Below are 21,563 nucleotides of genomic sequence, written 5' to 3' on the forward strand. Positions count from 1 at the left end.
CTTATTTTAAATCGATAAAGTTCATCAAATCTTTAATTGGTTGTGGAGGCCATCTTCTTATTTTTTCTAACCATTCTTCATCACTATATCTAGGATCTAATTCAGTTACCGCTATCCAATTACTCTCTGCTTTTCCAGATTCACCCTGAGACCAATTCAAAGCTGTTAAAGCTGCCCTAGCATCTGCAAAAGTTGGGTAACGTCTAATTAATTTTTTTAATTCTTTTTCAGATTCATCAATATTCCCCAACTGGAAATCTGCTAATGCCAAACTTGACCTAGCCATGGCAAATCCAGGATTATATAAAGCAGCTTTTGAAAATAAATCTCTTGCTGCATCCCAATGTGATGTAGATCCTTCTACATTTGCCAGATTATATAATGCAGAAAAATTTTTACTGTCTTGCGAAATAACGAACATATAATCTTTTTTCGCTTGTGACCATAAACCCAATGCTTCCTCTGCTATCCCCCTGTTAATGTAAGGATCTATTTCACTGGGATTTAAACTTATTGCCTTATTTTGGTCATCTATTGCTCCCTTTTCATCTCCTATAACAAGTCTTACATTTCCTCTATTGCTAAAACCGGCAGCATCATCAGGATAAGAATCTAGATATTGATTCCACTCTTGCAAAGCGAGATTAAATTTTCCGCTTGAACTTAGATCTAATGCATTTTTAAACAAATCCTCTCTCAAAGATATTGAATAGCATGGTGCAATATAAAAAATATTCAAAAAAATAAAAGTTAATAAAAAATAAACCTTAACGTTTTTAAAAGTTATCATTTTTTGAATCAATGTACTTTTTCCCTAAAGCAGTAAGCAATCTTCCTCGAGGAGTTCTCGTGAGGAAACCAATTTTGATGAGATAAGGCTCAACTACAAATTCTAACATTGAAGAATCATCACCCAAGCCAGCTGCAATTGAATCAAGGCCAGTTGGAGTGTTATTGTTTTGGTTAAGAAAAGATAAATAGTGTCTATCTAAAGAATCCAATCCTTTTTCGTCTATTTGGAAAGAGTTTAAAGCTTTTTTTATTAAATTTACGGAAATCTTATTAGTTTTCATAACAACTTGAGCATAATCTCTAACTCGTCTTAATAATCTTAAGGCAATTCTTGGAGTCCCTCGAGATATCTTTGCTAAATCATAAGATGCTTCATCATCTAAATTGAGGTTTATTAATCGGGAGAAATTAACAATAATTTGTTTTAATTCATCATGTGTATAAAATTCAATTTTTTGAGATATACCAAATCTATCTCTAAGAGGTGCACTTATTGAGGCTAATTTAGTTGTAGCGCCAATCAGAGTAAACCTAGGAAGATTAATTGTTCTACAACGGGCACCTCTATTAGCCCCCATAGTTAAGTCAAGTCTGAAATCTTCCATTGCGGAATATAACAATTCTTCAGTTAACCTATTTAAACGATGTATCTCATCAATAAATAAAACTTCACCTTCTTTTAATCCAAGAAGTAAACCAACAATATCTCTTGGTCTTTCAATTGCTGTAGCAGTCGCTATCCTACATTTTGTATTCAATTCATGTGCTATCAAAAAAGCAAGAGAAGTCTTACCTAGTCCAGGCTGTCCATATAAAAGAGTATGCTCCAAAGGTTCTTTTCTTAAAATTGAAGCATCTATAGATATTCTTAAAGAGGATTTAAGTTGTTCTTGGCCAATAAATTCATTAAAGGTGAGAGGTCGGGCTAAGTTTAGATTATTATTTCTCTTTTCTTCTGGAATGATTTTTGAATCAACTAGCCGAAGCTCTTTTTTACGAGGAGAAAAGTCATTATTGCCTATATTAGAAGAAATAATTGCCATAATGAAAGGTTAATTGCAATTGTTCTGATTAGAAAGATTTTTTAAAACTAAAATGACAAAAAATTCAAACAAAGTTAAAAGTAATACTAATAAAACAAATAATTTTAAACTTCTAGCCGAGAATAGATATGCAAAATTTCAATATGCAATATCTGAAACAATCGAAGCTGGAATTGAGCTTTTAGGTACTGAAGTAAAGTCCATTAGAAATGGGAAAGCAAATTTAAGAGACGGATACTGTTCATTCAGAGATGGGGAGATCTTGTTATTAAATGTTCACATTTCACCACATAAAAATGTGGGGTCTTTCTTTAATCATGATCCATTAAGAAATAGAAAGTTGCTATTACATAAAAAAGAAATAATAAAAATGAAATCTAATACTGAAAAAAAAGGAATGACTATAGTTCCATTATCTCTTTATTTAAAAGGCTCATGGATAAAACTAACTATTGGAGTCGGCAAAGGGAAAAAATTATATGACAAACGGCAAGAAGAAAAACAAAAAAGTATAAAAAAAGAAATCTACTCTGCAATAAAAAGATAAAAATATTGTGCAGAATTATTGAATCTATCAATCTAAAATGACTGTACTTGGAGGTGGGGAAGGATCTGGATCTGCGATTAACATATGCTGTAATACAGTTTCAGGCCTCTCACTATCTCTCCAGCGAATTTTGTATGCAGGCATCTTTGTACCCCTACTTGTAGTTTGCTCTACTGGTTCAATAACCCATCCTCTTCTTGATCGGCCTTGAGGATTTCTTTTAACTACTGCATCCGCGTGTTTGAAACGGAAACCAACACGTTCACCACTCATTTAAAAAATTTCGTATTGGATTAATTAACTTATTTTACTTCATTCAAGGGTAATTTTTCACCTTTTTTGGAAGTTATTTCTGGTTTTAACAATGGGAAAGGGATTACATCTCTAATTGATGCGCTATTAGTAATTAACATAATTAACCTATCAATGCCTATACCTAATCCTCCAGTAGGAGGCATACCAATCTCCAAAGCATTCAAGAAATCTTCATCTATACAATGAGCCTCAAGATCACCTTCATCTCTAAGAGATTGCTGTAATTGCATTCTTTCTCTTTGATCAACTGGATCTATCAACTCACTAAACGCATTTGCCAACTCTCGACCTACAATAAATAGTTCAAATCTCTGCACTATTTCTTTACTCTCAAGATGAGGCCTAGCTAAAGGAGAAATTTCAACAGGATAATCCATAACAAAAGTGGGTTCTATAAGTTTTGATTCTACTTTTTGCTCGAAGACCTCATTTAAAAGTCTTCCAATAGTATTTACTTTATTAGAGAGATCAACATTTATATTTTTAACGGCTTGTTTTGCTGCTAGAAAGTCTCCATTGAAAGAATCAAAATCAATCCCTGTATATTTTTTAACAATATCTTTCATGGATATTCTTACCCAAGGTTTAGAAAAATCAATTTCTTTATTTTGATAATTTATAAGTAAAGAGCCACATGAATCAGCTACTATATCTTTTATCAGTTCTTCTGTTAAATCCATCATATCGACATAATCAGAAAAAGCTTGATAAATTTCAACTGAAGTGAATTCTGGATTATGCCTTGTACTTATACCCTCATTACGAAAGATTCTGCCCAATTCATATACTTTCTCAAATCCTCCAACAACCATTCTTTTTAAATGTAATTCTGTAGCTATTCTTAGATACAGGGGAATATCTAATGTATTGTGATGAGTTATAAATGGCCTTGCTTCAGCACCACCTGCTTCAGATTGCAGAATTGGAGTCTCTATTTCTAAAAAATTTCTATTCTCTAGCCATTTTCTTATATAACTTATACATTTTGCTCTTGTTTTGAATACATTTTTAGAATAAGGATTCACAATCAAATCTAGATAACGTTGCCTATATCTTTTTTCAATATCTGTCAATCCATGCCATTTATCTGGTAAAGGTTGTAATGATTTGGATAACATTTCCCATTTTTCTACTTTAATTGAAAGCTCACCTTTATTAGTTTTTTTAATAGTTCCGTAGACGCCTATCCAATCTCCAATATCTACGATTTCCTTGATATCTTCAAAAGAAAGTAATTTTTGTTTTTCTAAATTTAAATTAATAATTCTTTTATCTAAATAAAGCTGAATCTGACTATCTTGATCGCTTATTGTGAAAAAGGCAATTTTACCCATTACCCTTTTTGCCATTACTCTACCAGCAATCGAAACACTGAAATCTTCCTCCTGACCATTTTCTAAATAATCAAATTCTTGAATAAGAAAACTGATAGAATGTGATACCTTAAAATTTTGTGCGTAAGAAACAAATCCTTTACTAACAAGTGAATTAGCTTTTTGTAAGCGTGCTTCTTTTATTTCAGACAAAATTTATTTTAATTTATTTGTTTTATTTAATAAAATTATCAGACTATGGCTCAACTTGCCAAAGATGTTGCCGTTTCGCCAACTCTCTGAGATGCGTAACCAATCCCTCTAACTGTTAATATTAGTTCTGGATTTCTTGGATCTGGTTCCAATTTACCTCTTAATCTCGCAACATATACATCAACAACTCTTAAGTCTGCAGCTCTACGGGGAGGGTATCCCCAAAGCTGTTCTAAAATTTCTGCTCGCGGGACAACCTTACCAGGCTCATCGAATAATAATTCTAGGAGACTAAATTCAGTATAAGTTAAACTAATTCTGTCTCCAGCTCTAGAAACTTGTCTGCGATTAGTATCAACAACTAAACTTCCAAACTTCATTACTCCTTTGCCCGAAGGAACTTCTTTAGTTTCAGCAACCGATACAGCTGGACCCATTCTTCTCAAAATAGTTGCAATTCTAGCCTCCAACTCTTTTGGGCTAAATGGTTTAGATAAGTAATCATCCGCCCCCAAATCCAAACCTGCAACTCTCTCTGAAATAGCCTCTAAAGCGGTTAAAAATATAATTGGTACTACTGATTCAGCCCTAATTCTTCTACAAACAGCAAATCCATCCATTTTTGGCAGCATAACATCGAGAACTATTAAGTCTGGGGAATACTTGTGGAAAGATTCAAGAGCTTCTTCGCCGTTAGTAGCAGAATAAACTTGATATCCAGCTAGTTGAAGCCTCGTAACTAATACCTTCAAAACTGCTGGTTCATCATCAACAACTAAAATTCTTGCTTTTGACATAGTTAAATAAGATTTATCGATATTTCAAAGCAAAAACTATTGCATTGAATTTTTATTCTAACAATTAAAAATATAACATTACGAACCCTCATAGAGATATTCCTGAGGTTTAAAAAATTTCCAATAATTTAAAAATATAAATTTTTTAAAACACTTTTTACTTCTCGACAAAAATTATTACTGCAATTTTCTTCTTGAAAATTTAAACATTCTTAAAAGTTGGGAGCAAATAAAGGGAGCAAAAAAACCTGTTAAAAAAACTTCAGATAAGATATTTTTAACACCGGGAATAAACATTAAAGAATTACTTTCAGAAAAATTTCTAAACAAAATTTGTAAAAGATAAAGAGTCCCGCATAAAAAACTTCCAAAAGAACAAATCAAACCAAACCTAAAATGTCCCACCAAAATATCACTATGTAATTTAATTCGACCAAACAAAACGCCACAAAGAATTAAGCCTGGTATTTGAGAAAAATTATTATCTAAAGTCAGAGAATCTAAAATTAGACCTAAAAACAAACCATATATTAATCCATTGATTGATCCATTAATCATTGACCAAGGCAACAACCAAAATAAAGGCCAATATGGCTGAACGCCTAAAAATCCAAGCCAATTAGGATGCCACAAAAAAATAATTGGGATAAAAACAAAGCTGACTATAGATAATTTTTTTGTAAGAAATTTATTCATTAAATATTTACTTTCAAAATTTGCACCCAATCAATTACTTGTGGATTTGCAAAAAGTGAAATTTTTGCTGTTTTTTTTGATTGTAATGTTTCATCTATAGATTGGATAATCCCAATAGGGATATTTGGAGGTAATAAAGAACTCGCAGGAGAAGACGATACAAAATCTCCTACTTTAATATCAGCATCTTTTGAATAAAGTATTAGGTTAGGATAATTATCTCCTGAACCAACCAGTAGTCCATTAATTTGACTTCTATCAACCCATACACCTAATTTACTTTCTGGAGAAGTTAATAATGTTACCGAAGAAGTAAATAAAGAAGTATTATTTACCCTTCCTAATAATCCACCTGGGCCAGTAACAGTACTACCAATTTCCACGCCATCTTTTGAACCTTTGTTTAGAATTATTTGTCTCCACCAACCTCCAGTTTTTCTCGAAATAACTGCCGCAGAAATACTATCATTATCGGAAGATTGTTGAAGAGATAAGATTTCACGCAATCTTATATTATCCTTTTTAAGAAGACTTAAGTTTATTAAAGACTCTTGAACTATGCTCTTTAGAATAATTTCTTTTTGAAATTGACCCGGCCAAAAAGGTTTCGAAATAAAATAAAAAAAATCTTTATAGAATGCTCCTTTTGATATTCTTACAAAAACCAAAAATAAAAAAATTGCAAAAAATAACCAATTTTTCTTTTTATGCCACCAACGACTAGTAGAAATTCGTCGGGTTCCTAACATAACATTAATCTCTTATGGCATTCCTTATAAACTCTGGCGTGTCAACAACTCTTTTGAGTTTTTTAAAATCATCTAATACTTCTCCACAACCATTCACTACGCAAAGAAGTGGGTTTTCTGCTATGTGAGTAAAAATTCCTGTTTCATCACTCAATAAATCATTAATACCTCTCACTAAAGCTCCACCACCAGCAAGCATAATCCCCCTATCAACTATGTCTGCAGCCAGTTCGGGGGGGGTTCGCTCTAAAGTTCTTTTTACAGCTTCGACTATTTTACTGAGTGTTTCAGCCATGGCTTCTCTGATTTCTCCTGATGTCAAAGTGACTGACCTAGGTAGACCAGATAAAAGATGTAAACCTCTAACCTCTAAAGTAGTTTTATCAAAATCATCATCTGGAAATGCAGATCCAATTTTAATCTTAATATCTTCTGCAGTTCTCTCTCCAACAACTAAATTGTGAACTTTTTTAAGATAAAGTGCAATTGACTCATTTATTTCATCGCCTGCTATTCGAACAGATTCACTCAATACAGTTCCTCCTAAACTTAATACTGCAACCTCAGTAGTGCCTCCACCAATATCAACAATCATTGTTCCAATTGGCTCAGTTACTGGTAATGATGCTCCTATTGCTGCTGCTACAGGTTCATCAATTAAATGAACTTCTCTAGCTCCCGCTAATCCAGCTTCTCTTACTGCTCTTCGCTCAACACTAGTAACTCCACTTGGAATACCAATCACTATTCTTGGGGCTACTATCCCCTTGCCTTCATTACATTTTTGAATAAATGTTTTTATCATTTGTTCTGCAGCATCAAAATCTGCAATAACCCCATCTCTTAGTGGTCTTACTGCTCTTATATTGCCGGGAGTTCTTCCAAGCATTAACTTTGCTTCTTTACCAACAGCTAATGGAATACCTTCTTCTAAATCCATAGCCACAACAGAAGGCTCTTGTAAAACAACCCCTTTTCCTGATACGTGTATAAGAGTATTGGCCGTTCCCAAATCTATGCCAATATCTCTAGAAAATTTAAATCTGTTAAAAATCACAATAAGAATACTTTTTATAAATAATATATCTATTTTTTGCCAAGCTCTTGAAATTCTATCGTTTAGTTATGAATAGCACGTAAAACTTTGAGCATAACCTGGAAATATGAGTAGTATTAAAAAAAAAAAATTATGGAAATTAACACTATTAATCTTGTTGGCAGAGCAGGACGTGAACCAGATGTCAGATATTTTGAATCAGGCAGTATCGTAGCCAATTTCACAATTGCAGTTAACAGAAGAAGCAGAGATGAAGAACCAGATTGGTTTAACTTAGAAATATGGGGCAAGCAAGCGCAAATCGCTGCAGATTATGTGAAAAAAGGATCATTAATTGGTATTACAGGAAGCTTTAAAATTGATAGTTGGAAAGATAAAAATACTGGAGAAGATAGATATAAACCAGTTGTTAGGGTAGATAGATTAAACTTACTAGGCTCACGAAAAGAGTCTGATAATAACCAATATTCCAACAGCAATAATTCAAGTGAAATTCCTTTCTAAGCTTTATTTTTTTTTCAAAAATCTAATAAGTATTTTTATAAAAAAATATAAGAAAACTAAAATTAAAATTGGCTTTAAAACAACTTTGATTTGATCTAAGTAAGTTTCAATGATTAGATAGTTTTCACCAAATAAATAGCCTGAATAAGTTAGAAGTGCTACCCATATAAAGCTACCGAATGTAGTCCAAAGCAAAAATTTTCTTAATGGCATAAGTTCTATGCCAGCGGGAACTGAAATTAAAGTTCTTATGCCTGGTACTAATCGGCCCCAAAAAACTAAAGAAACCCCATATTTATCAAACCACCTTTTACTTTTATTTAGATCATTAGAAGAAATACCCAAATATTTTCCCTTTTTATCTAGAAAATTTGAAAGTCTTTCTTCATTTACTAATCTACCTAAATAATACCAAGGCAATGATCCTAAAATAGTTCCAAGTAATCCCCAAAAAACTAAAAAATAGAAATTTAATTTTTGTTGATAAACAAAAAAACCACCCAATGGCATTATTACTTCCGAAGGAATTGGAGGAATTAAATTTTCTAAAAACATAGCCAAACAAATAGTAAGGTATGCAATTGTTGAATTTTTTTCAACAGCTAAACTGATGTAATCAGGAATTGAAGTAAGAAAATTTAAAAAAATTAAACTCAAACTTAGTATCTATAAAGTTCTGGTTTGTAAGGTCCATCTATAGGGACATTGATATAATCAGCCTGATCTTTAGTTAATTTTGTTAATTTCGCACCAATTTTATCTAAATGTAATCTAGCCACCATTTCATCTAGGTGTTTTGGTAAAACATAAACCTCTTTGGCATATTGCTCTGATTTATTAAAAAGTTCGATTTGCGCTAATACTTGATTAGTAAAAGAATTACTCATAACAAAGCTTGGGTGGCCAGTGGCACATCCTAAATTTACTAATCTACCTTCAGCTAAAAGAATAATTTTATTTCCACTTGGTAGAGTTATGTGATCAACTTGCGGCTTAATATTTTCCCATTCATAATTTTTTAATGAAGCTACATCAATTTCATTATCGAAATGTCCAATATTACAAACAATGGCCTCATTCTTCATCTTTAGAAGATTTTCATGAGTAATTACCTGATAATTACCAGTAGCCGTAACAAAAATATCTATATCTTTCACAACATCATCTAGCGTAACAACGCTAAAACCTTCCATTGCTGCTTGAAGAGCACAAATTGGATCAACTTCAGCAACTTTTACGATTGCACCAAGTCCACGCAATGACTGGGCTGAACCCTTACCTACATCTCCAAAACCCATTACTAGAGCGACCTTTCCAGCAATCATTACGTCAGTTGCACGCTTTATGCTATCAACTAAAGATTCTCGACAGCCATATAAATTATCAAATTTGCTCTTAGTTACTGAATCATTAACGTTAATAGCAGGGAATGGTAAAGCATTTTGCTTTTGCAATTGATAAAGTCTCGCAACTCCCGTTGTAGTTTCTTCAGTTACTCCAATGATATTACTCTTAATTCTAGAATAGAAGTCACTATCAAATTTCAACTTAGACTTAATGGAATTGAATAAAGCAATTTCCTCTTCATTACCAGGATTATCTAAAACAGATAAATCTTTTTCTGCTTTACTACCAAGTATTAATAAGCCAGTTGCATCTCCTCCATCGTCAAGAATCATATTTGGAGATTCTGAACCCCAATCAAGGATGTAGTGGGTATATTGCCAATATTCATCAAGCGTCTCGCCTTTTTTTGCATATACAGAAATTCCTTGATCTGCTATTGCTGCAGCCGCATGATCTTGAGTTGAAAAAATATTGCATGAAGCCCATTTCACTTCTGCACCAAGATCAACAAGAGTTTCTATTAAGACTGCTGTCTGAATAGTCATATGAAGGCTTCCAGCTATTTTTGCACCTTTTAATGGTTTGTCAGATTGATATTTATCTCTAAGTGCCATTAATCCAGGCATTTCTGTTTCGGCAATTTTAATTTCTTTACGACCAAAATCCGATAAAGAGATATCAGCGATTACATAATTAGGAGTGGAGGTTTTAACTGAATTTGCGATAACCATATCTAGTAAATACTTTTTCTACTAAACTATAAATGATTTTTCCGTCATTTTGTGTTTGTTAAGAATTTAAAAGAGACTTTAAATTTAGGAAAAAAACTCTCACACAAATTAAACCCCCAATCAATTGTCTTATTACAGGGTCCAATTGGGGCTGGGAAAACTTCATTTGTTCAAGGGATTGCTAAAGGCTTATCAATCTCTGAGGACATTACAAGCCCTACATTTGCCTTATCGCATCACTATAACTCAGGAAAAATTCCGCTAATTCACCTTGATTTATACAGGTTAGAAAATAATTCTTTAGCAAAAGAAGTTTTTTTTTCAGAAGAAGAAGAGGCAATACAAAAACAAGCTATTTTAGTTATTGAATGGCCAGAATTAATAGAACCAGTTATTGATAATTTCTGGAAAATACAAATTAGTTACGCAAAAAGTTATGGAAGACACTACGAAATAAGAGATCCCAAAAATTTATTAACACTATCATAATATGGCTGTTGCTCGATGGCGCCTTCACCAAGACAAGTTAATAACCCACAAACACTTGCGAACTTAATGTAATCTTCTATCTCTAGTGAATTTGAAGGATAGTCAGAAGATATCAATTTTGAAATTAAGCCAGCCAGAAAAGCATCGCCTGCGCCAGTTGTATCAACAATTTTTTGAGAAGAAGGAGTTTCGGTAATTCCCTGCAATCCACTGATATACCACTCAACGGGGTTCTTTCCGTCAGTTATTATTACATCTGGTCTATTAGACAATTGTTGAGATACTCGCAAGGGATTATCATCCTCAAAAAATAATGTTGCTTCTTCCTTGGCAAGTTTTAAAACATTTGCATGATTTAAAAAATTTTTAATTAAATTAACTCTCGCAGCTTTAGAAATTTCTGATGAAAAACTTGAATTATCCCAAAAGACCTCTCTCCAATTCAAATCAATAACTATTTTGACTTCAAATTTTTTAGCCTGTTCAAGAATAAAAAAAATGGTCTCTGCTGATATTGGAGATGATAACAAGATCGTTCCGGTAACCAAATATTTTGTTTCTAGAAAAGATTCCTCCAAATTTAAAATTTCTTTTTGGATTAATTTCTTACTAAGAACTTCATCTGCAAAGCATGAATGAGGACTTTTCTCAAAGCCTGAAAAAAAACGATCTCCAAATTGATCTCTATCTACATTAACGACGCGAGTAGATGAATCATTATCTAATTGCAAAAAATCCAAATTAACTTCCAATTCATTAAATTGCCTAATAAATTTTTTTCCATAATCATCATTACCCAAACTTCCTATAAATATTGAATCTATTTTTAATTTTCTTAATGCACAAGCAACATTAGCCGGCGCACCACCCAAAAAATCTGTAAATTCTTGATTTGACTTATTTCTGATTCTGTCTATTAAAGCCTCTCCAATACATATGACCTTTTTCTTTTGCATAAAATGAACGCTTTTTCTTAAATAAGAATAATTTATTAAAAACGAATTATTTTTTTTTGAATTAAAGTTTAATTAAAACATATTAAAAGTGTCTTTAAATAAATCTGAAACTTGGAACTGGAAAAATTGGGAAATTTCTTGGTCTTTATCAAAAGAATCTTATACTGAAAAAAAAATTAAAATTTTATTAGTTCATGGATTTGGGGCATCAAAAAACCATTGGAGACATAATCAAGATTTTCTTGGGAAATTTTCTAACTGCTACGCAATTGACTTATTAGGATTTGGAAAAAGCAGTCAGCCTAGTTCTTTATTAGCCTACGAACGCGTTAAAGAAAACTCAATTAAATATTCATTTGAATTATGGGGTAATCAAATATCCACATTTTGTGCAGAGGTAATTAAATCTCCCGTTTACTTAGTAGGAAATTCCATTGGCGGTGTTATTGCATTAAAAGCTGCTGAAATTCTCAAAGATGATTGCAAAGGTGTTATTTTGATTGATTGTGCACAAAGAACTATGGATGATAAACGTTTAAAAAAAAGTGATATTTTAATGAATCTACTGCGACCCGTCCTTAAAACGATAGTCAGACAAAGAGTAATTAGCAATACACTTTTTACAAGAGCTGCTAATCCAAAAGTTATTAAGAAAATACTTGAACAAGCTTACCCTACAGGAAAAAATATTGATAAAGAATTGATTGACATACTTTATCACCCCTCTCAAAGGAAAAACTCAAAAGAAGCATTTCGTGGTTTTATTAACTTATTTGATGACTATCTCGCTACTGACCTTTTCGATAAACTTGATGCTCCAATACAACTGATTTGGGGAGAAAAAGATCCTTGGGAATCTTTAAATGAAGCAAGACAGTGGAAAAACAAATTCAGGAATATTAAAAGATTAGACATTATAAAGGGGGCTGGTCATTGTCCTCATGATGAAGAACCTGAAAAGACAAATCAGTTAATGAATGAATTTATTCAAGAAACAAAGTAAGCTTCTACATTATCACTAAGTCTTCTCAAGCCTCTTAATCCATCTCGTTCAAGATTTCTTACTCGATCTCTACTTATCCCTAGTACTCTTCCTATACCTGTAAGAGACATTGGCTCATCACCATCCATTCCGTATCTCATTCTTAAAACTCTACATTGCAGATCAGGCAATTGATGTAAAAGAGAATGTAGATCACCTCTCATACAATCCATCTCTATTTGTTCATCTGGCAAATCCTCGCCCCCCGCAAGTAAATCTAATAAAACAGTATCTTCACCATCGCCAACCTTGGTTTCAAGACTGACTGGCTGCCCAGCTTTGCACATCAAATCTTTCACATCATCTTCAGGAAGCTCTACGTACTTAGCAAGTTCAGTTACAGTTGGAGTTCTAGACATTTCTTGACTGAGCTCTCTCTGCCCTTTTTTTAACTTATTCAACATTTCAGTAATGTGAATTGGTAGCCTGATCGCTCGACTTTTTTCAGCTATTGCTCTTGTAATTCCTTGTCTAATCCACCAGTATGCATATGTTGAAAACTTATATCCTCTTGCTGGATCAAATTTTTCAACTCCCCTGACTAGTCCAATAGTTCCCTCCTGAATCAAATCTAAAAGTTCCATATTTCTTTTTGTATATTTTTTTGCAACGCTTACTACCAATCTTAAATTTGCTGCAACCATTCTTTCTTTAGCTCTCTGTCCAGCTCTCTGTCTTTTTTTAATTATGGAAGTAGATAAGTTCAATTTGGTCGATAATTCATCAATACTAGGCTTATCTCCTGTTAATTCAATAATTTCTAATTCTGCTCTTTCAACTTCCATGTACTCTTGAACTTGGCGACCTAGGGTAATTTCTTGTTCATGCGATAGTAACGGAACTCTTCCTATATCCCTCAAGTATGATCGAACAAGATCTACATCATTACTTGCTTTTATAGATGCGATTGTCGCTAGTTTATTTTCACTTATTGTTTCAGAAGACATGAAGATTGGATGTTGTTTTGTAAACAATACCATTAAGAAATGTAAAGTTAAACAAAAAAATCCACAATTTTACAAAAATGAGAATAAATACCTACTGATTTTAGACTAATGAAGAACTTAATAGCCATTTTGCTGTGCTGAGATAAATAAATACACCTGCTATATCAGTTACGGTTGTAATGAAAGGGGAGGACATTAAGGCTGGATCCAATTTCATTCTGTCAAACAACAAAGGGAGGATCGCTCCTGTTGTAGCAGCAAGAGTTGTTATGGATATCAAACTTATTCCAACCGCAGAGGCAATTAAAGGTCCTTCTCCTTGCCACCAAGCAAAGGGAAATACTACAAGCATCATAAAAACGCCTAAAAGAGCGCCTGTAATTGCCTCCTTAAAAACTGCCTTAATTGCACCAAGAGACTTCAGTTTTTGAGTACTTAAACCTCGAATTACAACCGTTGAACTTTGAGCGCCAACATTCCCCCCAGTTCCTATTAGTAGCGGAATAAATGCAGCTAATAAAACTATTTCTTTTAATATTTGATCATTCATAGCTATAACTTTTGTCGTTAAACCATTTGCGAAAACCAAAATTAACAACCATACAATTCTTCTTCGAGTAATCGTAAACAAACTGCTTTGAAAATAATCATCTTCATCTCCAGATTGTACTGCCCCCGCCGCATAAATATCTCTTGTTGCCTCTTGTTCTATGACGTCAATTAAATCATCAACGGTCACTATACCAACAAGTCTTTTTTCCTTATCAACGACTGGGAGAGCTAAAAAATCATATCTTTGTATTGCTCTAGCAACCTCTTCTTGATTCGTATTAGTAGCGATATTAACTACGTCTCTTGTCATAACCTCTCCAATTGGCTTAGAAGGATCAGCAGTTACAAGGTCTCTTAAAGAGAGAATACCAGTTAAATGTCTTTCTTTATCTGTAACATATAAGCTATAAATAGTTTCAGTAAATGGGGCTCTTTTTCTCACTAGAGAAAGAGCTTCAGCTGCTGTTTGCATCTCTTTAAGATCTATAAATTCAGTTGTCATTAATCTTCCGGCAGTTTCAGGCTCATATCCAAGTAATTCAGCTGTTACTCTCCTTTCACCAGGACTAAGAGCAGATAAAAATTTTCGTACAACTTTTGCAGGTAATTCATCAAAGAGTTGAACCCTATCATCAGGAGACATTTTTTCAACGATTTCTAAAACTTCTCCTGAACGAAGTCTTTCTAATAAAGTTTGCTGAACTACTGGATCTAAATTTTCATAAACCTCAATTGCTTCATTTTTCTTTAATAATCGAAATGCTAATGCCTGCAATATTAGTGGAAGGCTTCCAATAGCATCTGCAATATCAACAGGTTGGGAAGGCTCTAAAAGTAACTTCGCCTCATCATAGTTTCCCGTGATGAGCAATTCCTCAAGTTGAATAGTAATATTTTCTCTTGTATTTAAATCTGCAGATAACGATGTAACTGTCTCAAGATTATTTTCATTCATAAATATAATCCCTTATCAAAGTAACAAAACTATTATAAGAAATCTAAGTAATTTTTCTACTTATCCAGAATCCGAAAAGCATTATGAATAAATTTACGATGATGATTAAATTAAAAAAAATTATAAATTTTATCCAATCTCCTTGTTTTAAAATTGTGTACAAAAAATATATAAATCCGCTAAACGATGTAAAGCAAGAAAAAAAACCACTCAATAAAATTTTTTTAGTTGAATAACTTAATCTTCTTCTTATAAAAAAACCCACTAAAAATGATCCAATTATTGAAATAAAAAAATTATTATCTATAAATAATCTTAAAAAAGTAGCTAGGTAAGCAGCCAAAAGAATATAAATAAAATTATTTATTTTCACTTTAAAAAAACTGGATAAGAAAATAACCGAAATAAAAAAGCAGGAATGAAAAAATTATCACTACAATGTAATGTGAAAATAATCTTAGAAATTTTTTCTTTTTAAATAAAATAAATAATTGATATATAAATGAAGAATATGTACTAAAACATCCTAAAAAACCACTATAAAATAATATTAATATTTCGTTATTAAAAAAGTTTAAAGCCACTAAAATTCCCAGCAAAAAAGATGATATAAAATTTACTATTGAAGTATGGTCAATATCAAAACCTATTTTTTCTTTAAAATTATTTTGTATGAATATTCTCAGTATTAATCCAAAAGTACTTCCGAGTAAAATTATACTTATTGAAATAAACTTCAAAATTTACATTTTTATCCAGCCTTTTAAAATCTTATTAGGATTATCTAAAAATTTATTAGAAGCTAATTCAACCCTCACCCAATTTTCATTTTTGCTGACTTTCCAATTACGTAATACTGACAAAGTTGTACCTACATCAAGAACTAACAATTCCTTGGCATAAATTTCAGGACAAGAATAAAGAGAAGTATTGGTACTCAAAATAATTTCATTTATATTATCAGGGAACTTATTTTGCTTTAAACTTTTTTGGATCCCACCGGCAGGTAATGTTATTGGAGCGATTAATGCAAAAGTAATTAAACAAAAATTCTTTAGAACATTATTAATCATATGTCTAAAGTTGCCATATCTAAATTGCTACTATGTGTTTCAATAAATTCTCTTCTTGGTGCAACTTTATCTCCCATTAATATATTGAATATTCTGTCAGCTTCAAGTGCATCTTCGATTTCAACCCTTTTCATCATCCTCGTTTGAGGATTCATTGTTGTATCCCATAATTGTTTTGGCATCATCTCTCCTAGTCCCTTAAATCTTTGAATATTATAATTTGCATTTTCTCCAAAACCTTGAATTGTATCCTTTAATTGATTCTCGTTATAACAGTAATTATGATTCTTACCTCTTTCAACTTTATAAAGAGGGGGACAAGCAATGTATATAAAACCTTTTTCAACAAGTTCTCTTTGGTATCTGTAAAAAAATGTCAGTAATAATGTTCTTATATGAGCACCGTCAACATCAGCATCTGTCATAATTACAACTCTATGATATCTCAAAGCGCTCTGGTCAAAGTCCTCTCCTTTTATTCCTAATCCTAGAGCTGTTATTAATGACTGTATTTCTGTGTTTTTATAAATTTTGGTATCGTCAGTTTTTTCAATATTGAGAATTTTACCCCTGAGAGGCAAAATAGCCTGAAAATTCCTATCTCGTCCTTGTTTTGCTGAGCCGCCAGCTGAATCTCCTTCAACTATATAAATTTCTGATTCTGAGGGATCTCTAGAACTACAATCTGCTAATTTACCCGGTAATGTAGAACTTTCTAGAACACTTTTTCTTCTTACTAATTCTCTAGCCCTTCTCGCAGCTTCTGCTGCATTAAATGATTGAATTGCTTTTTCAAGAATCAAGTCCAAAATTCCAGGATTGAATTCCATATATTTTGTGAGAGCCTCCCCAATGAGAGAATCAACAATTCCCCGTACTTCAGTATTTCCTAATTTTGTTTTTGTTTGCCCTTCAAATTCGGGATCTGGAACTTTTACTGATAAAACAACAGTCAAACCCTCTCTAATATTTTCGCCAGCTAAATTTTTTTCAATATCTTTTCTTTTGCCTCTCTTTTTTGCAAGATTATTGAAAGTTCTTGTCAAAACTGTTTTTAATCCTTCAATATGAGTTCCTCCATCAATAGTTCTAATATTATTTGCAAATCCTAAAATATTATCTGAATATACATCTGAACACCATTGCAAAGCTGCTTCTACATATACATTTTCTTTCTGTGAGTCAACATAAATTATTTCAGGATGAATAGAATCTTTTTCAGCATTCATGTATTCAACATATTCTTTAATACCTCCTTGATACAAATAAATTTCTTCTTTAAAAGAACCATCTGATAAACGATCTCTTTCATCTCTAAAAACAATTTTTACTCCGCCATTTAGATAAGCTAGCTCCCTTAATCTAGATGAAAGAAGAGCATATTCAAATTCAATTCCTCCAGAAAAAATTGTTTTGTCGGGTTTAAAGCAAATAGTTGTTCCTTTCTTAGATGGTTTGCCAGTCTGCTTTTTAGTTTCCAATTCACCCTTTGATACACCTTTTTCAAATCTTTGATTAAATTCGCTTCCATCCCTATAAACAGTCACATTAACCCATTCGCTTAGAGCATTAACTACAGATATTCCTACCCCATGCAAACCCCCTGAAACTTTATAACCACCACTTCCGAATTTACCTCCTGCATGAAGAACAGTTAATACAGTTTCTAAGGCACTTTTCCCTGTTCTTGGATGAATATCTGTTGGAATACCTCGTCCATTATCAGAAATCAAAGCAGAGCCATCTGCTCGAAGAACTATTTCTATGTGATCACAATGTCCTGCAAGTGCCTCATCAACCGAGTTATCAACTACCTCATATACTAAATGGTGTAATCCCCTAGGTCCTGTTGAACCTATATACATCCCGGGGCGTTTACGAACTGGTTCTAACCCCTCTAAAACCTGTATCTGTTCCGCGCCATAATCATTTGAGATTTTATTAGATCTTTTGTCCTCACTCATTTAATATAAGAAAATATTAGACTTTTAAAATGTCAATTTTAAAAGGTATTTCATTAAACTTACCACCGCAATAAGATAAAGGCTCGAAGTCAATGAAAAATTTAATTACTTTAATTATATAACTAATATTTTTTTCTTCAGAAATTCATATGTCTTCGTATCTTCCTCATGTAATAATTTTAATTGGGCCTACTGCAAGTGGCAAAACAGAACTAGCTATTGAAATTGCAGAATATTTTAAAACTCATATACACAATATCGATTCAAGGCAAATTTATAAGTCCATGGATATTGGAACAGCCAAACCATCTAAAATCCAACAAAAAAAAATAAAGCATTTTTTAATAGATATTGAAGAACCAACCAACCCAATTAATGTAAAACAATTTCAAGAAATTGCTCAACAATCTATTAAAGAAGAAATTAAACGAGATAACCTACCTTTTCTTGTTGGAGGTAGTGGATTATATATGAATTCAATAACAAAAGGATTTTTTGTACCAGATGTCCCGCCTCAAAATAATTTTAGAAAACAATTAGAAGAACTTGGTCAGGAAAAATGTTGGGACCTGTTAAAAAATTGTGATCCATTATCAACAAAAAAAATCAATTTTGCTGACCACATTAGAACAATAAGAGCTTTAGAAGTCTTCTACGTAACAGGTAAACCTATGTCAACTCTAAAAGTTCAAAAACCGCCTCACTGGAAAATCCTAGAGCTTGGATTAGATAGAGAAAATTTAAAAGAAAGAATTTTTCAAAGAACAAAAAATATGTTTTCATCTGGAATTATTGAGGAGACAAAACAACTGATCTCTAATTACGGATTTGATTTGCCAATATTAGAAACCATTGGTTATCGAGAAGCTAAGGATGTTTTAAATAATCGTTCAACAATTGACAAAGCGATTGAGTTAACTGCGACAAAAACAATCCAATTTGCCAAAAGACAAAAAACTTGGTTTCGTAATAAAAATAATCCTCTTTGGCTTAATAACAAAAACCTACTAAAAGATGCAATAATTAAAATAGAGTCTTTTTTAAGCTAACTTTATAAAAATAGATTTTGTTCATCATCCAATCAATTTATTTAATTAACTGAATGCCCCCACGCCCACGCTTTGACCGACGAGCTCCAGTTAGAGAGCTACCAAATATAAATGAAAGAATAAAATACCCTCAATTGAGAGTCGTTGATTCAGATGGAAAACAATTAGGCGTCATAGATAGATTAAAAGCATTAGAAATAGCATCTCAAAGAGAACTTGATTTAGTTTTGGTGAGCGAAAAAGCAAGTCCTCCTGTTTGTAGAATCATGGACTACGGTAAATATAAATTTGAACAAGAAAAGAAAGCTAAAGAAGCAAGGAAAAAATCTCATCAAACAGAAGTTAAAGAAGTAAAAATGAGGTATAAAATTGACAAGCATGATTATGATGTTCGAATTGGTCAAGCGACTAAGTTTCTAAAGTCAGGAGATAAGGTAAAATGCACTGTAATTTTTAGGGGAAGAGAAATTCAACACTCAAATTTAGCTGAGACACTTCTCTTAAAAATGGCTAATGATTTAGAAGAGCAGTCAGAAGTTCAACAAAAACCAAAAAGAGAAGGTAGAAACATGATTATGTTTTTAAGCCCTCGCAAAACTCCTCTTATTAAAAAAGATGATGGATGATAAATTGCTATTAAAAAATATGACGAATGTTAAAGTGTCACTATATCAAAAATTAAATTAGTCAGGATTTTTCTAAAGTGAGATTCCATATTCAACAAGAAAGTGATATTCCGGCATCTACTCAACTAATTAATCAAATTTGTTTCGCAATTGCAGCAAGACATTATCCTCCCGGACACAGGCTTCCAAGTACAAGGCAACTTGCAATGCAGACTGGACTCCATCGGAATACTATAAGCAAAGTTTACAGACAACTGGAAATAGATGGAGTTGTTGAAGCAATAGCTGGATCAGGTATCTACGTAAGAGATAATCTTACTAAAAGAGAATTCACAAAATCACTTTACTCAAAAGATAAAATAAGTAAGGTTCCTGATCAAGAAGCAAAGAAGGTTATTGACAACTTAATAAGTCTTGGATTCTCTTTACAAGAGACGAGAGAGATTTTGACCAATGAAATTGATTGGCGTATAAAGTGCGGATCAAGAATCATAGTCAGTACTCCTAGAGAAGATATTGGAGCTTCTATGTTAATAGCAGAAGACCTTTCTAAAACAGTTAATGTACCAGTAGAAGTTGTTCCTATGGAAGAATTAGAAAAAGTTTTGAGTAATTCAAATAATGGTACGATTGTCACAAGTAGATATTTTTTACAGCCCCTAGAAAAAGTTGCTAAGAAACATGGAGTTCGCGCAATTTCAGTTGACTTGAGCGACTTTCAAAAGGAATTAAAAATTCTCAAGGAATTAAATGCTGGAAGTTGTGTAGGTATTGTTAGCATAAGTCCTGGTTTATTGAGAGCAGCAGAAGTCATTATACATAGCATGCGTGGCAGCGAATTAATGCTAATGACGGCAATCTCAGATAATAACAGTAGATTACTCTCACTTTTAAAGGCTTCAAACCATATAGTGTGTGATGGACCGAGTTTATCAGTTGTAGAAAACACATTATTAAAAAATCGTTCTCAGTTAATGAGATTACCTCAAATAATATGTGCTAAAAATTATTTAAGTATCGAAACAATAAATCAATTAAAAAAAGAAATAGGAGTTATTAATTAAACCATGGTATTGAAAACTTTTAAATCAGATATAGAAATTATCAAAGAGAGAGATCCCGCCGCAAGAGGAATAGTAGAGATATTTCTTTGCTACCCAGGCTTTCAATCAATAGTTATACATAGGTTTACGCACAAATTATGGCAATTAAAGATTCCTTTGATTCCCCGCTTACTCAGTCACCTAAATAGGTTAGCAACAGGTATTGAAATCCATCCTGGGGCAAAAATTGGTAAGAGGGTTTTCATAGACCATGGAATGGGAGTTGTAATTGGTGAAACTGCTGTGATAGGAAATAACTGTTTGCTTTATCAGGGAGTGACCTTAGGAGGAACTGGCAAAAGCCATGGCAAAAGACACCCCACCTTAATGGAAAATGTTGTAGTCGGAGCTGGCGCAAAAGTTCTTGGATCCATCACGGTAGGATCTAATACCCGTATTGGTGCTGGCTCAGTAGTTGTTCGAAATGTAGAGGGGAACAGTACTGTGGTCGGAGTTCCTGGAAGAGTAGTGCATCAAAGTGGGGTCAAAGTCAATCCATTAGCTCACTCTGCCTTACCAGATGCAGAAGCTAATGTGATAAAGAATTTAATGGATAGGATAGACTCCCTTGAGACTGAAATTCTTAAATTACAAAAAACTCTAGAATGTATAGTTAGCTCAGAATCTATTGATATTTCTAAACTCGGTGATTCTCAAAATCTTAAAGATAAAGAAATTTTTGAATTTCTTGGAGATGATTAAA

Annotated in this window: 25 protein-coding genes; 8 read left to right on the top strand and 17 right to left on the bottom strand. The window is 32.7% G+C overall.

Annotated elements, in window-relative coordinates; genetic code table 11:
- Position 1: 1 nt before the first annotated feature.
- Together EU98_RS02485 and ruvB are read right to left on the bottom strand one after the other, a co-directional pair.
- Positions 2-790 (bottom strand): tetratricopeptide repeat protein, encoded by a 789-nt coding sequence (locus EU98_RS02485; RefSeq protein WP_032516230.1) that lies wholly within the window; start codon positions 788-790, stop codon positions 2-4.
- The gene (ruvB, locus tag EU98_RS02480; RefSeq protein WP_032516123.1) at positions 777-1,835 is read right to left on the bottom strand and encodes a Holliday junction branch migration DNA helicase RuvB; all 1,059 of its coding nucleotides are present in this window, start codon (positions 1,833-1,835) and stop codon (positions 777-779) included. Before ruvB ends, EU98_RS02485 begins: the two co-directional genes overlap by 14 nt.
- 52 nt (positions 1,836-1,887) lie before the next feature.
- Here ruvB and smpB point away from each other — a divergent pair, with 52 nt between their 5' ends.
- Positions 1,888-2,382 carry an SsrA-binding protein SmpB gene (gene smpB, locus EU98_RS02475; RefSeq protein WP_032516124.1) on the top strand — a complete coding sequence of 165 codons (495 nt, stop codon included), beginning with the start codon at positions 1,888-1,890 and terminating at the stop codon, positions 2,380-2,382.
- Between the two features lie 27 nt (positions 2,383-2,409).
- On the opposite strand, the gene EU98_RS02470 is transcribed toward smpB, so the two are convergent.
- From EU98_RS02470 to EU98_RS02445, 6 genes are all read right to left on the bottom strand, one after another.
- Entirely contained in the window at positions 2,410-2,655 is a 246-nt protein-coding gene (locus tag EU98_RS02470; RefSeq protein ID WP_032516125.1) for a hypothetical protein, read from the bottom strand.
- 29 nt (positions 2,656-2,684) lie between these two features.
- On the bottom strand, positions 2,685-4,223 hold the full coding sequence (lysS, locus tag EU98_RS02465; RefSeq protein WP_032516126.1) for a lysine--tRNA ligase: 1,539 nt from the start codon (positions 4,221-4,223) through the stop codon (positions 2,685-2,687).
- A 50-nt stretch (positions 4,224-4,273) separates the two neighbouring features.
- Positions 4,274-5,020 (bottom strand): response regulator transcription factor RpaB, encoded by a 747-nt coding sequence (gene rpaB / locus EU98_RS02460; RefSeq protein ID WP_032516127.1) that lies wholly within the window; start codon positions 5,018-5,020, stop codon positions 4,274-4,276.
- A 177-nt stretch (positions 5,021-5,197) separates the two neighbouring features.
- Entirely contained in the window at positions 5,198-5,716 is a 519-nt protein-coding gene (locus EU98_RS02455) for a hypothetical protein (RefSeq protein WP_032516231.1), read from the bottom strand.
- The gene (mreC, locus tag EU98_RS02450; RefSeq protein WP_032516128.1) at positions 5,716-6,465 is read right to left on the bottom strand and encodes a rod shape-determining protein MreC; all 750 of its coding nucleotides are present in this window, start codon (positions 6,463-6,465) and stop codon (positions 5,716-5,718) included. Before mreC ends, EU98_RS02455 begins: the two co-directional genes overlap by 1 nt.
- Positions 6,466-6,469: 4 nt before the next feature.
- On the bottom strand, positions 6,470-7,522 hold the full coding sequence (locus EU98_RS02445) for a rod shape-determining protein (protein WP_011819234.1): 1,053 nt from the start codon (positions 7,520-7,522) through the stop codon (positions 6,470-6,472).
- Positions 7,523-7,654: 132 nt separating this feature from the next.
- Here EU98_RS02445 and EU98_RS02440 point away from each other — a divergent pair, with 132 nt between their 5' ends.
- Positions 7,655-8,026 carry a single-stranded DNA-binding protein gene (locus EU98_RS02440; RefSeq protein ID WP_025938767.1) on the top strand — a complete coding sequence of 124 codons (372 nt, stop codon included), beginning with the start codon at positions 7,655-7,657 and terminating at the stop codon, positions 8,024-8,026.
- Positions 8,027-8,029: 3 nt separating this feature from the next.
- On the opposite strand, the gene EU98_RS02435 is transcribed toward EU98_RS02440, so the two are convergent.
- A complete protein-coding gene (locus EU98_RS02435; RefSeq protein WP_032516129.1) occupies positions 8,030-8,683 on the bottom strand; it encodes a DedA family protein in 654 nt (217 codons plus the stop codon).
- A gap of 2 nt (positions 8,684-8,685) precedes the next feature.
- A complete protein-coding gene (ahcY, locus tag EU98_RS02430) occupies positions 8,686-10,104 on the bottom strand; it encodes an adenosylhomocysteinase (RefSeq protein WP_032516130.1) in 1,419 nt (472 codons plus the stop codon).
- 51 nt (positions 10,105-10,155) lie between these two features.
- Between ahcY and tsaE the strand changes: the two genes are divergently transcribed.
- On the top strand, positions 10,156-10,593 hold the full coding sequence (gene tsaE, locus EU98_RS02425) for a tRNA (adenosine(37)-N6)-threonylcarbamoyltransferase complex ATPase subunit type 1 TsaE (RefSeq protein WP_032516131.1): 438 nt from the start codon (positions 10,156-10,158) through the stop codon (positions 10,591-10,593).
- Here tsaE and EU98_RS02420 read toward each other — a convergent pair.
- Positions 10,551-11,549, bottom strand: coding sequence for a carbohydrate kinase family protein (locus tag EU98_RS02420; protein ID WP_032516132.1), 999 nt, complete (start codon positions 11,547-11,549; stop codon positions 10,551-10,553). The genes tsaE and EU98_RS02420 overlap by 43 nt on opposite strands.
- A gap of 88 nt (positions 11,550-11,637) precedes the next feature.
- On the opposite strand from EU98_RS02420, the gene EU98_RS02415 reads away from it, so the two are divergent.
- Positions 11,638-12,552 (top strand): alpha/beta fold hydrolase, encoded by a 915-nt coding sequence (locus EU98_RS02415; protein WP_032516133.1) that lies wholly within the window; start codon positions 11,638-11,640, stop codon positions 12,550-12,552.
- On the opposite strand, the gene EU98_RS02410 is transcribed toward EU98_RS02415, so the two are convergent.
- The 6 genes from EU98_RS02410 to gyrB all read right to left on the bottom strand — a co-directional run bounded on the left by EU98_RS02410 (position 12,537) and on the right by gyrB (position 18,082).
- The gene (locus EU98_RS02410) at positions 12,537-13,538 is read right to left on the bottom strand and encodes an RpoD/SigA family RNA polymerase sigma factor (protein ID WP_032516134.1); all 1,002 of its coding nucleotides are present in this window, start codon (positions 13,536-13,538) and stop codon (positions 12,537-12,539) included. The two genes, EU98_RS02415 and EU98_RS02410, sit on opposite strands and share 16 nt — an antisense overlap.
- A 100-nt stretch (positions 13,539-13,638) precedes the next feature.
- Entirely contained in the window at positions 13,639-15,045 is a 1,407-nt protein-coding gene (mgtE, locus tag EU98_RS02405; RefSeq protein WP_032516135.1) for a magnesium transporter, read from the bottom strand.
- 43 nt (positions 15,046-15,088) lie between these two features.
- Positions 15,089-15,418: a CrcB family protein gene (locus tag EU98_RS02400; protein WP_032516136.1), complete on the bottom strand. Its 330-nt coding sequence runs from the start codon at positions 15,416-15,418 to the stop codon at positions 15,089-15,091.
- 1 nt (position 15,419) lies between these two features.
- Positions 15,420-15,785, bottom strand: a complete 366-nt coding sequence (locus tag EU98_RS09550; RefSeq protein WP_072165463.1) for a fluoride efflux transporter FluC — start codon at positions 15,783-15,785, stop codon at positions 15,420-15,422.
- Positions 15,786-15,788: 3 nt separating this feature from the next.
- Positions 15,789-16,118, bottom strand: coding sequence for a hypothetical protein (locus EU98_RS02395; protein ID WP_032516137.1), 330 nt, complete (start codon positions 16,116-16,118; stop codon positions 15,789-15,791).
- Positions 16,115-18,082, bottom strand: a complete 1,968-nt coding sequence (gene gyrB / locus EU98_RS02390) for a DNA topoisomerase (ATP-hydrolyzing) subunit B (protein WP_032516138.1) — start codon at positions 18,080-18,082, stop codon at positions 16,115-16,117. The genes EU98_RS02395 and gyrB overlap by 4 nt, the downstream gene beginning before the upstream one ends.
- Positions 18,083-18,231: 149 nt before the next feature.
- On the opposite strand from gyrB, the gene miaA reads away from it, so the two are divergent.
- The 4 genes from miaA (at position 18,232) to cysE (ending at position 21,562) form a co-directional block, all read left to right on the top strand.
- Positions 18,232-19,131, top strand: a complete 900-nt coding sequence (miaA, locus tag EU98_RS02385; protein WP_032516139.1) for a tRNA (adenosine(37)-N6)-dimethylallyltransferase MiaA — start codon at positions 18,232-18,234, stop codon at positions 19,129-19,131.
- Positions 19,132-19,184: 53 nt separating this feature from the next.
- Positions 19,185-19,757 (top strand): translation initiation factor IF-3, encoded by a 573-nt coding sequence (gene infC, locus EU98_RS02380; RefSeq protein WP_032516140.1) that lies wholly within the window; start codon positions 19,185-19,187, stop codon positions 19,755-19,757.
- A 77-nt stretch (positions 19,758-19,834) separates the two neighbouring features.
- Positions 19,835-20,821 carry a GntR family transcriptional regulator gene (locus EU98_RS02375; protein ID WP_032516141.1) on the top strand — a complete coding sequence of 329 codons (987 nt, stop codon included), beginning with the start codon at positions 19,835-19,837 and terminating at the stop codon, positions 20,819-20,821.
- Between the two features lie 3 nt (positions 20,822-20,824).
- The gene (cysE, locus tag EU98_RS02370) at positions 20,825-21,562 is read left to right on the top strand and encodes a serine O-acetyltransferase (RefSeq protein WP_032516142.1); all 738 of its coding nucleotides are present in this window, start codon (positions 20,825-20,827) and stop codon (positions 21,560-21,562) included.
- Position 21,563 lies beyond the last annotated feature (1 nt).

Origin of the sequence: Prochlorococcus marinus str. MIT 9314 (assembly GCF_000760035.1) — a bacterium.
GTDB lineage: Bacteria > Cyanobacteriota > Cyanobacteriia > PCC-6307 > Cyanobiaceae > Prochlorococcus_A > Prochlorococcus_A marinus_B.

Excerpts from the sequence above, each read along its gene's own strand:
- EU98_RS02420 (WP_032516132.1), bottom strand. The coding sequence starts at position 11,549 with ATGCAAAAGAAAAAGGTCATATGTATTGGAGAGGCTTTAATAGACAGA.
- EU98_RS02410 (WP_032516134.1), bottom strand. The coding sequence starts at position 13,538 with ATGTCTTCTGAAACAATAAGTGAAAATAAACTAGCGACAATCGCATCT.
- EU98_RS02470 (WP_032516125.1), bottom strand. The coding sequence starts at position 2,655 with ATGAGTGGTGAACGTGTTGGTTTCCGTTTCAAACACGCGGATGCAGTA.
- rpaB (WP_032516127.1), bottom strand. The coding sequence starts at position 5,020 with ATGTCAAAAGCAAGAATTTTAGTTGTTGATGATGAACCAGCAGTTTTG.
- mgtE (WP_032516135.1), bottom strand. The coding sequence starts at position 15,045 with ATGAATGAAAATAATCTTGAGACAGTTACATCGTTATCTGCAGATTTA.
- ruvB (WP_032516123.1), bottom strand. The coding sequence starts at position 1,835 with ATGGCAATTATTTCTTCTAATATAGGCAATAATGACTTTTCTCCTCGT.
- miaA (WP_032516139.1), top strand. The coding sequence starts at position 18,232 with ATGTCTTCGTATCTTCCTCATGTAATAATTTTAATTGGGCCTACTGCA.
- EU98_RS02440 (WP_025938767.1), top strand. The coding sequence starts at position 7,655 with ATGGAAATTAACACTATTAATCTTGTTGGCAGAGCAGGACGTGAACCA.
- EU98_RS02455 (WP_032516231.1), bottom strand. The coding sequence starts at position 5,716 with ATGAATAAATTTCTTACAAAAAAATTATCTATAGTCAGCTTTGTTTTT.
- EU98_RS02395 (WP_032516137.1), bottom strand. The coding sequence starts at position 16,118 with ATGATTAATAATGTTCTAAAGAATTTTTGTTTAATTACTTTTGCATTA.
- infC (WP_032516140.1), top strand. The coding sequence starts at position 19,185 with ATGCCCCCACGCCCACGCTTTGACCGACGAGCTCCAGTTAGAGAGCTA.
- ahcY (WP_032516130.1), bottom strand. The coding sequence starts at position 10,104 with ATGGTTATCGCAAATTCAGTTAAAACCTCCACTCCTAATTATGTAATC.
- cysE (WP_032516142.1), top strand. The coding sequence starts at position 20,825 with ATGGTATTGAAAACTTTTAAATCAGATATAGAAATTATCAAAGAGAGA.
- EU98_RS02485 (WP_032516230.1), bottom strand. The coding sequence starts at position 790 with ATGATAACTTTTAAAAACGTTAAGGTTTATTTTTTATTAACTTTTATT.
- mreC (WP_032516128.1), bottom strand. The coding sequence starts at position 6,465 with ATGTTAGGAACCCGACGAATTTCTACTAGTCGTTGGTGGCATAAAAAG.
- smpB (WP_032516124.1), top strand. The coding sequence starts at position 1,888 with ATGACAAAAAATTCAAACAAAGTTAAAAGTAATACTAATAAAACAAAT.
- gyrB (WP_032516138.1), bottom strand. The coding sequence starts at position 18,082 with ATGAGTGAGGACAAAAGATCTAATAAAATCTCAAATGATTATGGCGCG.